Annotated in this window: 11 protein-coding genes; 9 read left to right on the top strand and 2 right to left on the bottom strand. The window is 52.7% G+C overall.

Going from position 1 to position 13,170, the window contains the following annotated elements; translation table 11 throughout:
• Nucleotides 1-53 precede the first annotated feature (53 nt).
• Entirely contained in the window at nt 54-584 is a 531-nt protein-coding gene (locus tag C0977_RS09420) for a hypothetical protein (RefSeq protein ID WP_101913208.1), read from the bottom strand.
• Between the two features lie 153 nt (nt 585-737).
• Here C0977_RS09420 and dcd point away from each other — a divergent pair, with 153 nt between their 5' ends.
• Together dcd and C0977_RS09410 are read left to right on the top strand one after the other, a co-directional pair.
• The gene (gene dcd / locus C0977_RS09415; protein WP_023053222.1) at nt 738-1,259 is read left to right on the top strand and encodes a dCTP deaminase; all 522 of its coding nucleotides are present in this window, start codon (nt 738-740) and stop codon (nt 1,257-1,259) included.
• 11 nt (nt 1,260-1,270) lie between these two features.
• A complete protein-coding gene (locus C0977_RS09410) occupies nt 1,271-2,242 on the top strand; it encodes a P1 family peptidase (protein ID WP_101913207.1) in 972 nt (323 codons plus the stop codon).
• A 37-nt stretch (nt 2,243-2,279) separates the two neighbouring features.
• Here C0977_RS09410 and C0977_RS09405 read toward each other — a convergent pair whose 3' ends face one another.
• Entirely contained in the window at nt 2,280-3,842 is a 1,563-nt protein-coding gene (locus tag C0977_RS09405; RefSeq protein WP_101913206.1) for a DEAD/DEAH box helicase, read from the bottom strand.
• Between the two features lie 241 nt (nt 3,843-4,083).
• Here C0977_RS09405 and secA point away from each other — a divergent pair, with 241 nt between their 5' ends.
• The 7 genes from secA (at nt 4,084) to ftsX (ending at nt 13,167) form a co-directional block, all read left to right on the top strand.
• Nucleotides 4,084-6,543 carry a preprotein translocase subunit SecA gene (gene secA / locus C0977_RS09400; protein ID WP_101913205.1) on the top strand — a complete coding sequence of 820 codons (2,460 nt, stop codon included), beginning with the start codon at nt 4,084-4,086 and terminating at the stop codon, nt 6,541-6,543.
• A gap of 77 nt (nt 6,544-6,620) precedes the next feature.
• Nucleotides 6,621-7,731 (top strand): peptide chain release factor 2 gene (gene prfB, locus C0977_RS09395; RefSeq protein WP_419177286.1). Its coding sequence is split into 2 segments (ribosomal slippage): nt 6,621-6,677 and nt 6,679-7,731, totalling 1,110 coding nucleotides; the frame shifts between segments, so codons are not numbered across the junction.
• Entirely contained in the window at nt 7,728-8,411 is a 684-nt protein-coding gene (locus tag C0977_RS09390; protein WP_101913204.1) for a DUF2993 domain-containing protein, read from the top strand. The genes prfB and C0977_RS09390 overlap by 4 nt, the downstream gene beginning before the upstream one ends.
• Before the next feature lie 21 nt (nt 8,412-8,432).
• Entirely contained in the window at nt 8,433-10,490 is a 2,058-nt protein-coding gene (locus C0977_RS09385) for a DUF5693 family protein (RefSeq protein WP_101913203.1), read from the top strand.
• Nucleotides 10,483-11,577 (top strand): polysaccharide pyruvyl transferase CsaB, encoded by a 1,095-nt coding sequence (csaB, locus tag C0977_RS09380; protein ID WP_101913202.1) that lies wholly within the window; start codon nt 10,483-10,485, stop codon nt 11,575-11,577. The genes C0977_RS09385 and csaB overlap by 8 nt, the downstream gene beginning before the upstream one ends.
• A gap of 26 nt (nt 11,578-11,603) precedes the next feature.
• On the top strand, nt 11,604-12,290 hold the full coding sequence (gene ftsE / locus C0977_RS09375; RefSeq protein ID WP_101913201.1) for a cell division ATP-binding protein FtsE: 687 nt from the start codon (nt 11,604-11,606) through the stop codon (nt 12,288-12,290).
• On the top strand, nt 12,280-13,167 hold the full coding sequence (gene ftsX, locus C0977_RS09370) for a permease-like cell division protein FtsX (protein ID WP_036242997.1): 888 nt from the start codon (nt 12,280-12,282) through the stop codon (nt 13,165-13,167). The genes ftsE and ftsX overlap by 11 nt, the downstream gene beginning before the upstream one ends.
• Nucleotides 13,168-13,170 lie beyond the last annotated feature (3 nt).

The raw sequence follows: 13,170 nt of genomic DNA, 5'->3' as shown, positions 1-13,170 counted from the left end.
ACATTGCGATTTTACGCAGTGCGGAGGCTTTTTTGATCGGCTGCCGCCGTTTTTCAATAAAAGAAGAAAGAGCCGGCAATCGTATCGAACAGCGGCAGTGCCGTTTCTTTTCTTTTTTCTTCGACACTGTTCATCACGGTAATGATCTTGTCGCCGTCGGTAAAGATAATGCGTTCGACGTACAACGCGAGGGTATCATTGCCGTAGGGAAGGGTGCAGGTATAAGAAATGCGCAGACATTGGCGCCCGTTCAGGACGGTGAGTTCGTGGTGCAGTCGGGAAATGCCCGCATCCTTAGCGAGTGCGGCAAGATATGATTTTTGCCAATTCAGCAGGCGATTGCCGCCCTGTTTTTTTTCCGCGTCGCTCCAGGGTTCTTCAGAAATCTGCGTGCAGATTTTGCCGTCGGGACGGACGGCGGCCAGTTTCACTTCCCGGCGCAGCGGCGTGACGACGGTAAAGCTGTCTGGCAGGGACAGGGTAAATCTGTTTTCTCTGTCCGTGTAGGTATGGTACGTTTCGGCCGCCGCTGCACCGGTGATGAAAGATGCGGCAAGCGCTGCGGCGAGAATCATTTTTTTCATGATCGATCGCTCCTTTGACAAGATCCCTTTCAGTATACGGCATTTTGGGACAAATGCAAGACCGTCGCGCAGTGTTATAAAAAAATGACGGCGCACGCCGTTTTCGCCTTGTGGTATAATAGAACAAATTCATAGTTGCAAAGGATGATGAAGATGATTCTTTCCGGTAAGGAAATTGTAAAGCACATGGGCAAGGAAATTATAATCGAACCCTTTGATCGGAGCCGCGTCAATCCGAACAGTTATAATCTTTCCCTGTATCATGAACTGATGGTTTACGATCACCAGGAGCTGGACATGGCAAAGGAAAATACGGCTTCAACCATTACGATTCCGGCAGAAGGCTATGTCTTGCAGCCGAATAAGCTGTATCTCGGCAGGACGAACGAGTATACGAAAACGGAAGGCTACATCCCCATGCTTGAAGGCCGTTCTTCCGTCGGCCGATTGGGCGTTTTCATCCATGTGACGGCGGGCTTCGGCGATGTCGGGTTTTCCGGGTATTGGACGCTGGAAATCTTCTGCGTCCAGCCGATTCGCATTTATCCGGACGTGGAGATATGCCAGATTTATTATCATGATATTGACGGCGAATACGATACGTACCGGACCGGGAAGTATCAGAACAATACGGGAATCCAGACCAGCATGTTGTGGAAGGATTTTCGCAAATAGGAGTTGGGGTTATGTTGAAGGAAATTGCCATTCATGAAATTGAAGGCGTACGCATTGGACACGGAGAAAACCGCGATGCCGGCACGGGTTGTACGGTTATTATCTGCCCGGCCGGCGGGCCTTGCGGGGTTGACGTGCGCGGCGGCGGACCGGCAAGCAGGGAAACGGAATTGCTGCGGCCGGTGGCGGCTGCAGAGGTGATCCATGCCATCGTGCTTTGCGGCGGCAGCGCGTTCGGTCTCGATGCCGCCGGCGGCGTGATGCGGTATCTGGAGGAACGGGATATCGGCTTTGCGACGTCCGTCTGCAAGGTGCCTCTCGTCGTCGCGTCTTCCATTTTTGATCTGGTTTGCGGCAGCAGTACCGTGCGCCCCGATGCCGCCATGGGGTACGCCGCCTGCGTCCACAGTGAAGAGAACCGGCCCCAAGGCGGTAATCACGGCGTGGGCATTGGCGCCACTGTCGGCAAGTACGGCGGCGCGGCGACGATGATGAAAGCCGGTTTGGGAATTGCCGCTTTTCAAGCTGGCGACGTCAAAGTCGGCGCCCTTGTCGTCGTCAATGCTCTCGGCGACGTGTACGGTGAAGATGGACGGATTCTGGCCGGAATGTTGACGAAAGAAGGAGAATTTGCCGATACGGTGCAGTGTATGCTGGGCGATCTGGAGCGGTCCGCGGCGGTTCCCGGCGGCTGTACGACGAATACGACGATCGGCGCGGTCGTTACGAATGCGGCTCTGGATAAAACGGCGATGAACAAAGTCGCCGCTTTGGGCAGTAACGGTATTGTCCGCGCCGTCAGACCGGTCAACACGATGGCAGACGGCGATACGCTCTACGCCTTGAGCACAGGCGGCGTATCGGGTGAGGTCAACAGTGTCGGAATCCTGGCGGCTTACGCCGTAGAAGAAGCTGTCCGTCGCGCCGTTCGGGATGTCGCCGGCGCTTACGGTATTCCGGCTCTGTGCGACATGGACAGATAGAAAAAAGGATTTCAGCTGTTGGCTGAAATCCTTTTTTCTATACCTTGAAATATGGTTTAAAAACGGAACGGTTCGGCTCTTTCCGTTCCTTCTTCTCTTTTTTATCTTTGTGTTCCGACCGGTGCTGCGTCGTTCGTTCTTTCTTTCCTTCGCCTTTGCCGAATTTGCCGGCACCGTGTTTTTCTCCTTTGCCGTCACGGTGTTCGCCGGCGCCTGGGCGCCGCCCTGTATGGTTCCGTTTGCCGCCGCCCTGTTTTCTGTCGCGGCGCACGCGGAGCGGAGCCTCTTCCGTAATGGTTACCGGCGTCGTATCCGGTTCCTTTGTCAGCAACTTGATGGCAGACGCGACCAGCGCGACGGAATCGTAATGAGAGAGCAGTTCTTCCGCCGTGGCTCTGTACGCATTGCCCGCGCCGTCTTCCGCGGCTGCCGCCAGACTGCGGATGGCGGCTTGCTGCGCGCCTTCGAGGGCTTCCGAGAAGGAAGGCGCTTTGCGGCGTTCGATGCGGCGTTTGATCAGGCGTTCAATGGCGCGGAGATGATCGATTTCGCGAGGAATGACGAAGGTCGTCGCTTCGCCGCTGTTGCCGGCGCGCCCTGTTCGGCCGACGCGGTGGACGTAGCTTTCCGGATCCTGCGGCAGGTCGTAGTTGAACACGTGCGTAACGCCGCTGATATCCAAGCCGCGGGCGGCGACGTCCGTGGCGACGAGGATATCGATCGTCTTTTCACGGAACTGGCGGATGACGGTGTCCCGTTTCGCCTGGGTCAAGTCGCCGTGGATACCTTCGGCGGAATAGCCGCGCTTTTTCAGCCCTTCCGATACTTCATCGACGCGGCGTTTGGTACGGACGAAGATGATGGCCAGATCCGGTTCCTGTAAGTCGAGCAGGCGACAGAGAATGTCGAATTTTTGGCGATCGGGAACTTCAATATACGATTGATTGATAAGATCGATCGTTACCTCTTTGGCCTTCATGCGGACGATTTCCGGATTGTGCAGGAACGTTTCGGCCAACGTCTGGATCGGCTTCGGCATCGTGGCCGAGAACAGGAGCGTTTGCCGCGTTTCCGGCGTAGCGGACATAATCAGGTTAATGTCATCGATAAAACCCATATCGAGCATTTCGTCGGCTTCATCAAGGACAATGGAAGAGATCGCATTCAGCCGAATAGTACCGCGCTTCATGTGGTCGATCAGGCGGCCCGGCGTGGCGACGACGATCTGCGGATTCTTGCGCAGACGGCGCAGTTGCCGTTCTATATCCTGGCCGCCGTAGATAGGCAGCGCCTGGATCGATGTAAATTGCGCCAGATGGTTGATTTCTTCTGCTACCTGCATGGCCAGTTCACGCGTCGGAGAAAGGATGATTGCCTGCAGTTCCGTGCTCTCCGGCGCGGCGAGTATCTTTTCCAGGACGGGGATCCCATAAGCCGCCGTTTTTCCGGTACCCGTCTGTGCCTGGCCGATCATATCCCTGCCGGAAAGCGCTGTAGGAATGGAGCCGGCCTGTATCGGCGTCGGTTCTTCAAACCCCATTTCGTTCAATGCGCGGATGATAACGTCACTTACTTGTAATTCTTGGAATTTTTCTAACATGTATACCTCCTCAATAATATAACTTATTTATTATACCACAGCTCAGTATAGTAAACCACCGTTTCGTCCGGCCGATTCCGCGACAGATTGCCGCTCCGGGAAGAGATTCGTCCGTGTGCGGCGCGGCAGGCGGCGTAACCATGCCTGTCAGTCAGATATTGCAATTTATATTGTTGAGGGTGTATACTGTATAATTGATATAAAATATATGGTCACAGACAATTACGGGAGGTCTTTACACGTGTTCAACAGATTTATACAGCGATTGCTCGGGAACAATACCGAATATGAATTGAAAAAGATGCGCCCCATTGTGCAACAGATCAACGAGTTGGAACCGACGCTGGCATCGCTCAGCGATGCGTCGCTGCAAGCCAAGACATTTGAATTCAAAAAGCGTCTTGCCGACGGCGAGACCTTGGATGATCTTTTGCCGGAGGCCTTTGCCGTTATCCGTGAAGCGTCGCGCCGTGTGTTGGGCATGCGTCATTTTGATGTGCAGCTCCTGGGCGGTATCGTATTGCACCGCGGCGATATCGCCGAAATGAGGACCGGCGAAGGGAAGACATTGGTAGCGACGGCTCCGGTATATTTAAACGCTTTGTCCGGAAAGGGCGTGCATGTCGTCACGGTCAACGACTATCTGGCTACTCGCGACAGTGAGGAAATGGGACAGATCTACCGTTTTCTCGGGCTTTCCGTCGGCCTGATCGTCCATGATCTGGATTACGAACAGCGGCGCCGCGCCTATAATTCCGATATCACCTACGGTACGAATAATGAGTTCGGCTTCGATTATTTGCGTGACAATATGGTCATCAGCAAGGATCAGATGGTTCAACGGCCGCTAAACTACTGTATCGTCGATGAAGTGGACAGCATCCTTATCGATGAGGCGCGGACGCCGCTGATCATTTCGGGTCCCGGTGAAAAATCTACGGAGCTGTACAGCACCTTGGCGGCTATCGTCAAGCGGCTGGCGCCGGAAGATTACACGATGGACGAAAAGCAAAAAACCATTGCGCCGACAGACGAAGGCGTCGTCAAAATAGAAAAAATGCTCGGCATAACGAACATGTTCGATAATGACCATCTGGAATTGAATCACCTGGTCATCCAGGCGCTGCGTGCCAATTTCATGATGCACCGCGATAAGGACTACGTCGTCAAGAACGGAGAAATCGTCATTGTCGATGAATTTACGGGACGACTGATGTTCGGCCGCCGTTTCAGCGACGGCCTGCACCAGTCGATTGAAGCGAAAGAAAACGTTAAAGTTCAGGGCGAAAGCAAGACGTTGGCCACGATCACTTTCCAAAACTACTTCCGCATGTATCGGAAACTGTCCGGCATGACCGGTACGGCGAAAACGGAAGAAGAAGAATTCAACAAGATCTATAAGCTCGACGTCTATGTCGTTCCGACGAACAAGCCGTCTCTCCGCAAGGATTTGCCCGATGTCATTTATAAGACGAAGAACGCCAAGTACCGTGCCGTTGTCCGCGAAATCGTCCGCTGTCACGCGACGGGACAGCCGATTTTGGTCGGTACGACTTCGATTAATCAGTCGGAAATTTTAAGCACCATGCTGAAACAGGAAAATATCGTACATAATGTGCTGAATGCCAAGTATCATGAGAAGGAAGCGGAAATCATCAAAAATGCCGGGCAGATGAATACGGTCACCATCGCGACGAATATGGCCGGCCGCGGCACGGATATCAAGCTGGGCGCAGGCGTGCCTGATCTGGGCGGCTTGATGATCATCGGTACGGAACGGCATGAAAGCCGCCGTATTGACAACCAGCTGCGCGGCCGCGCCGGCCGTCAGGGTGATCCGGGGCTCACGAAATTCTATCTTTCCCTGGAAGATGATCTGATGCGGATCTTCGGTTCCGAAAGCATCTCCAAATTTATGGATAAGCTCGGCATGGAAGAAGATGAGCCGATCGAACATGCCATGATTTCCCGCTCCATTGAAAAAGCGCAGAAAAAAGTGGAAGCGCACAACTTTGAGATCCGTAAATATGTTCTCGAATATGACGATGTCATGAATCAGCAACGTGAAGTTCTCTACGGACAGCGTCGCGAAGTATTGGTCGCCGAATCGCTGAAGGACACGATCCTGACGATGGTTGACGATATCATTTTGGACGGCTTGGCGCGGTATGCCAATGAGAAGCTGTATCCCGAAGAATGGGATTTTGCCGGTCTTCTGGCGCAGATGGAGCAGTATTTCGTGCCTCGCGGAACCGTTACGGTCGAAGAACTGGAAAACCTCAGCCGCGTAGAAGTCCAGGATAAGCTGAAAAAGATCGCCGTCGATCTGTATGATTCCCGAGAAGAAGAAATCGGCGCGCAAACGATGCGCGAATTGGAAAAGGCGATTATGCTGCGTGTCGTCGACAGCAAATGGATGGAACATCTGGATGCCATGGATGCTTTAAAAGAAGGCATCAACTTGCGTGCTTACGGCCAGAAAAATCCTTTGGTCGAATATAAATTCGAAGCTTATGAAATGTTTGAAGAAATGGTCGATTCCATCAAGCGGACGGTTATTACCTTCCTTTATCACGTGCAGGTAACTTTCAACCGGCCGATTCCGCAGGCAGAAGACCATTTGCAGGGAGCTAAGGAAGTTCATCGGGACGTGCCGGAAAATCCGGCGCTGGCCGCTGAAAGCGAAAGACCGCAGGACTAGTTTGGCAGGAGAAAAAACGCATAATTTATTAACTTATTGGTAAAACGAAAGATGGTGATCTTGTGTTATTGGAAGAAATGAAAAAACCGATAGAAGACTTACAACAACGCATACAGGAAATCGGGGATTCACTTTAACCTCGCTCGCAAAAAAGAACGCATTATGGAATATGATATGCTGATGAGCGATCCGTCTTTTTGGGACGATCCCGATAAAGCGAGGTCGATCTCGCAGGAAGCGACGGCGTTAAAAACGGAAGTGGAAGGCCATGAAGCGCTGGTACAGAAAGCCGTCGATTTGAGCGATTATCTGGAAATGGCGATGGAAGACGGCGATACGTCCTTGGCCGGCGACATTGAAACCCAGTATGACGGCGTTTTGAAAGAAATTGAAAAGCGGGAAGTTTTACTTCTTCTGTCCGATGAATACGATCGCTGTAACGCCATCGTGACTTTTCACGCCGGCGCCGGCGGTACGGAGGCGCAGGATTGGACGCAGATGTTGGTGCGCATGTATACGCGCTGGGCCGAACAAAACGGTTACCATCTGACGATTATCGACATGCAGCCAGGCGATGAAGCCGGCGTCAAGAGCGCCGCGTTCACAGTGGAAGGCGAATATGCGTACGGGTATTTGAAGTCGGAAAAAGGCGTGCATCGTTTGGTGCGCATTTCTCCCTTCGACGCCGCAGCCAGAAGACACACATCCTTTACCGCCGTCGACGTCATGCCCGAGCTGCCTGACGATGTGGAAGTCGAGATCAATATGGATGACGTCCGCGTCGATTATTTCCGCGCTTCCGGCGCCGGCGGACAGCACGTCAACAAGACGAGTTCCGCCGTGCGCATGACGCATTTGCCGACAGGGATTGTCGTCCAATGTCAAAACGAACGGTCACAGGTACAGAACCGGGAAATGTGCATGAAGTATTTGCGGGCCAGGTTATTTGAGCTGGAACAGGAAAAGCAGGCTCAGCTGAAAGCCGAGATCGGCGGCGCTCACCAGGCGATTGAGTGGGGCAGTCAGATTCGCTCCTACGTTTTTCATCCTTACAATCTGGTTAAGGATCATCGGACCAATGTGGAAACAGGAAATGTTCAGGCCGTTATGGACGGTGATTTGGAAGCCTTTATGGAAGGCTTCCTGCATCAGGAAAAAGACAGAAAGTTAAATCGACAGGAAATATGATCAAAAAAATAATTGTTTTTCTTCTCTTATTGGCTGGTATCGGCGCCGCCGCCGAATATGGCGGTCCGCAAATGGCGGAACGGGGAATATATTATTCGTTGGGACAGCGCCTGAATCTTGAACCGGGTGCCGTCCGCGTCAAGGCCGACCCCGGCATCAAGGTGCTTTTCGGTGATCTTGACGCTGTCACGATTCACAGCGATTCCTTTGCAGACGGCAGGCTTTCGTTCCGTTCGTTCGACTGCGATCTTCGCGATGTTCGTTTCAGTCCGATACGGTCGCTTTTGGACGGGCGGTTCCGCTTGCTTCAAGCCGGATCGGGAACGGTTTCGGCGTCAGTCGGCAGTGACGATTTACGCCGTTTTCTGACGGAAAGGGTCGAAAATCTTTCCGACGTTTCTGTTGATTTTGCAGACGACGGTGTGCATGTGACCGGCAAAATCAAGCTCGGAGGCTTGTTGACAGCCTCTGCTGATATGGCCGGTCAATTTGCTGTTGTCGGCGACAGTCTCTGTTTTGTTCCGCGCGATGTTCGGATCAGCGCAATGGGAATGGCGTATCAAAACGACAGTATGAAAAAAATAGAAGTATATAATTTTAGCGATTTTCCGTTGGGAATCAAAGCGGACCGCGTTGTCATGGAAGATGGACTGCTGCGGATCTACGGCAGTATCAAGTAAGATATGAATAAGGTGAAGATAATGGCAATCAACAACAAACGAAGTCTCCTGGTTCTTACGGCAATCATAGCGGTCGGTTTTTTACTCTCTCTTTGGCTGTGTTTTTCCCGCTATCAGGTGGAAGAAGAAAACATGACGATCGAACAGGTCATGGATTATGATGCCGTCGTGTCAATGGGAAAAAGCGACGGCTATGATCTGGAACAGACACTGGCCTTGTGCCGGGACGCGGGGATCACGAGTTTTGCGATTTACGATGCGACGTTGAATAAGCTGACGCAGCGCGGCGAGGTTTCGTTGATTACCCGTCTCGGGTGCCAATTGTATTATCCTCAGTTCGGGATCGGCGATTTGCAGTATGACTACTATCTGATCGGCAAGCCTCTCAATGAACGGGATTTGTATTTTGATGAACTTGTGCAGGATCTTGCGTTGCGTCTCGGCGGCGACAAGGTGCAGGTGCTTGCCAATGATCAATATCGAATTGCCGGTCTGCGCGGCGTCATGCCCGCTTTGGGCGAAATGAATCTCGGTATTCTTTCGGCCGATGCGAAAGCAATTGCCGCAGCCGGATTCCATGTTGTCCTGCGGCCGACTAATTACAGCAACGCCGCAGCCGGTCAGGTGCAGGCCTTCTTCGATCGCGCCCGTACGATACCCGACATTTCGGGTATCATGTTCGTCGGCAAAGAGGTCATGGGATATACGGCGCAGGAAGAAAAACGCGAAGATATGTTGGAATCTACGGCGGCGCAGATGAAGCAGGGGAATTATCCCTTTTACATGATCGAATCGGTCACGCAACTTCAGTACAATACGCAGGACGGCATGTACGAGTTGGCGGAACTTCTGGGATACCGTACGGCCCGCGTCTACGCCATGAGTAAGGAAGAACTGGAAAAGGTGTCGCCCGAAGAGGCGGCTATGCGTTATTATATCAGTGATCTTGAACGAAACGTGCGCGTAAATCTCTATCCCCTTTACAAAAAACCGCTGCACGGCATGAATTTGACGCAGACGAACCTGGATTATATCAAACAGGTATCGGACAAGTTGGGAGAACGCGGTTATTCTCTCGGTAAAGCGTCCGTCCTGCCCATCTATTATCCCGAACGGGTACTGTTGGCGCTGACTGCGGCAGCTGCGGCCTGCGGTTTTCTCTTTACCTTTAATCTCCTTGTGCCGCTCGCGGACAGAAAAAATTATCTTCTCACGGCGTTGGCCTGTCTTGCCGGTTGCGGCGGCGCCTTTCTTGCCAAGGGCGCGCTCTTTCTGCAAATAATGGCCATCGGCTGTGCCGTAACGGCGCCGACTGCCGCTATCTTGCTGCTTCTCGATTGGTTCAGCCGCAAGAAACTGGTGCGTCAGGCTTCGTATGCCAAGGTCATTCGTGACGGCGTTCTCGGTCTGACGGCGGCAGTCGCCGTCGCCATGATCGGCGGTTTCTTTATTGCCGCTATGCTCGGTAATATACGCTTTTTCCTGGAATTCGATTTTTATCGCGGCGTCAAGCTGACCTTCCTGCTGCCTATCGTGTTGGCTGCCTGGGGATATTTACGCCGTTTCCCGCTCATGGGGCATACGTTGGCGTCGCCGCAGGACTTTATTTCCTTTGCGAAAGATTTCCTGGCCGTGCCGATTCGGATGAGCACCTTGCTTTTGCTCGCTTTTTTCGGTGCCGCCGCTTACATTTTTATCGGCCGCAGCGGTCATACGGCAGGCGTTCCCGTTCCCGGCGCCGAAGTGGTTATGCGCCGCTTTTTGGAAAATGTCATGTACGCGCGACCGCGGGAAAAGGAATTTCTCATCGGACATCCGGCGTTTTTCCTGCTCGTCGCGGCGATTTATCGCAAATGGCCGCAGTTGCTTCATTTCTTCCTGGTTCTGGCTTCCGTCATCGGCGTCGGTTCCATGGTGGAAACCTTTGCGCATATACGGACGCCATTTTTGATGTCCTTTATCAGAGGCGTAAACGGGTGGGTGACGGGCATGATCCTCGGCATACTCTTGATTGTTGCCGTTGCCATATTGCAATATAGTACGACATGGTTGAGAAAGGAGTTGTCCAAGGGTGACTAAGATCGTCATTTCCGGGTATTACGGTTTTGCCAATGCCGGTGACGAGGCGATGCTGTCTGCGTTGGTCACCTCTCTTCGCGAATATATTTCTGATGCCGAAATTACCGTCATTAGCGGAAATCCCGCCATGACCGGCGCCAATCATCAGGTTCGGACGGTGCATCGGTTCAATCTGCCAGGTATCGTTGCGGCCGTCCGTTCCTGCCAGATACTGATCAGCGGCGGCGGCAGCCTGCTGCAGGATGTGACCAGCGCCAGAAGCATTTACTACTATTTGTTCATTATCAGGCTGGCTGAGTTTTTCGGCAAACCGGTCATGCTTTATGCCCAGGGTATCGGTCCCGTCACCAGACCACGGGCCAGAAAGGCGGTTCGTTCGGTTTTGCAGAAGGTGCAGATGATCGGCGTCCGCGATGCCGATTCGCAGACTGAACTGGAAGTAATGGGCGTCACGGCGCCGCCGATTTACGTGACTGCCGACGCCGTGCTGTCCATGCGGCCTGCAGACAGGGAAATCGGCGCTGCCATTTTACAATCCCGCAATTTAAAGGACAGACGTAAAAAAATCGGTATCGCCGTGCGGGACTGGCAGGGACTGACGACGTATAAAAAGGCCCTTGCCGAAAGCGCCGACGCGCTGTACCGTCTTTACGAAGGACAAATCGTATTTATCCCGATGCAGTATCCTGCCGACAGCGCAACGGCAAAAGAAATTATGTCCTATATGGAATGTCCGGCTGTCAGCCTTGAGTCCGCCTATTCGGCTGCTGAGCTGATGTCTCTCTTGGGGGCGATGGATGTCGTCATCGCCAACCGGCTGCACGCGCTGGTTTTTGCTTCCCTGATGGGAGTACCGGTTACGGCCATTTCTTATGATCCGAAGATTGACAGTTTCATCAATCTGATCGGCGAGAAAATCTGCGGTACCGTTGACACGATACGGGCCGAGGCGATTGTCGCCGATGCTGCGGCGAAGTTGGCGGCAGGCGCGCAACGCCGCGAAGTGAAGGAAAAGTTGGACGCTTTGCGGCGCCGGTCTTTGCAAAATGCCGATTTAGCCGTACAAGCCCTACATCGGAAAGGGTAAGGTAATTTGTTGAAAAGAGGGTATTCATGATTTATTTTAATGATGTATCGAAAATCTATGACAACGGTTCCGTGGCGCTCAGCCATGTATCGACGCATATCGAAAAAGGGGAATTCGTTTTTGTCGTCGGCGCCAGCGGCGCCGGTAAATCGACCTTTATCAAGCTGCTGTCGCACGAAGAGCTGCCGACGGAAGGTTCTGTCATCGTTGACGGTACGACGGTCAATAAACTGAAAAAAAGCCGCGTGCCCTATTTGCGGCGGCGGCTGGGCATCGTCTTTCAAGATTTCCGACTTCTGCCGAATAAGACGGCGGCGGAAAATGTCGCCTTTGCCATGGAGGTCATCGAAACGCCGCGGAAGATCATTAAAGAACGTGTACGCAACGTCCTCGATCTGGTCGGTCTTGCCGGCAAAGCTGACGAACTGCCGAATAATCTCAGCGGCGGCGAACAACAGCGCATTGCCATCGCCCGGGCTATCGTCAACAGGCCGCTGTTGCTGATTGCCGACGAACCGACAGGAAATCTGGACCCCGATACATCAAAGGATATTATGGATATTTTCAGAAAAATCAATCACATGGGCACGACTGTCGTCATGGTCACCCATGATAAGCAAATGGTTGACATGATGAATAAACGCGTCCTGGAAATCGTTGACGGTTCCCTTGTTCGCGACGAACAGCGAGGGGGGTACGGCGATGAAGATTAGAACGATGCGATATTATATTTCCGAGGCGCTGACCTCTTTTTGGCGCAACAGCTTCATGTCTGTCGCCTCCATTGCCACCGTTGCGCTGGCCCTCTTTATTCTGGGGCTTTTTTCCCTGATGGCGGCCAACCTCGATTACTTTGCGGAAAATCTGGAAAGTCAGGTGCAGATCAGCGTTTACCTGAAGGACGGCTTGACGACGGATCAGGTCATGGCTGTCGGCAAGGAGCTGAAGCAATTATCCGATGTCAAGGAAATTACGTTTACCAATAAAGATCAGGCCATGGAGCGGTTAAAAGAACGCATGAAAGATCAGCCGGGCATCTTGGACGCACTGGACGGCAAAAATCCGCTGCCCACGTCATATGAGATTACCTTTTCCAATCCCGATGCGGTAAAGAAGGCGGCCGAGAAAGCCGCGGCTATTCCCGGCGTCGAAAGCACGCATTACGCGCAGGAAATCATTGAACAGCTCTTCCAGATCACGACCGTTATTCGCTGGGGCGGCATTGCGCTGATCGTTTTTCTGGCCTGCGCCACGCTTTTTATCATTTCCAATACGATTCGTCTTACCGTTTTCGCGCGACGCCGCGAAATCGCTATCATGAAATACGTCGGCGCGACAAACTGGTTTATTCGCTGGCCCTTTTTGCTTGAAGGCTTGTTGTTAGGGTTTATCGGCGGTTTGATCGCCGATATGGCGCTGTTTCAATTCTATCGTTTCGTCCTTACGGAAGTACACGTCTCTCTGGCGTTCTTGCCGCTGGTCAGCATGTACCCCTTTATTTATCAGCTTGGCGGCTCGCTCTTGCTCATCAGCATGATCATCGGCGCCATAGGCAGTACAATTTCATTAAAACGGTATATGAAGGTGTAGGTA

The sequence above is a fragment of the Megasphaera vaginalis (ex Bordigoni et al. 2020) genome (genome assembly GCF_900240295.1).
GTDB classification, from domain to species: Bacteria; Bacillota; Negativicutes; order Veillonellales; family Megasphaeraceae; genus Megasphaera; species Megasphaera vaginalis.
This window is presented reverse-complemented; position numbering and strand designations above follow the sequence as displayed.

What these genes read in the sequence shown, in the direction of transcription:
- ftsE (WP_101913201.1), top strand. Translation starts at nt 11,604, where the DNA reads ATGATTTATTTTAATGATGTATCGAAAATCTATGACAACGGTTCCGTG.
- ftsX (WP_036242997.1), top strand. Translation starts at nt 12,280, where the DNA reads ATGAAGATTAGAACGATGCGATATTATATTTCCGAGGCGCTGACCTCT.
- C0977_RS09405 (WP_101913206.1), bottom strand. Translation starts at nt 3,842, where the DNA reads ATGTTAGAAAAATTCCAAGAATTACAAGTAAGTGACGTTATCATCCGC.
- dcd (WP_023053222.1), top strand. Translation starts at nt 738, where the DNA reads ATGATTCTTTCCGGTAAGGAAATTGTAAAGCACATGGGCAAGGAAATT.
- C0977_RS09420 (WP_101913208.1), bottom strand. Translation starts at nt 584, where the DNA reads ATGAAAAAAATGATTCTCGCCGCAGCGCTTGCCGCATCTTTCATCACC.
- C0977_RS09410 (WP_101913207.1), top strand. Translation starts at nt 1,271, where the DNA reads ATGTTGAAGGAAATTGCCATTCATGAAATTGAAGGCGTACGCATTGGA.
- C0977_RS09385 (WP_101913203.1), top strand. Translation starts at nt 8,433, where the DNA reads ATGGCAATCAACAACAAACGAAGTCTCCTGGTTCTTACGGCAATCATA.
- C0977_RS09390 (WP_101913204.1), top strand. Translation starts at nt 7,728, where the DNA reads ATGATCAAAAAAATAATTGTTTTTCTTCTCTTATTGGCTGGTATCGGC.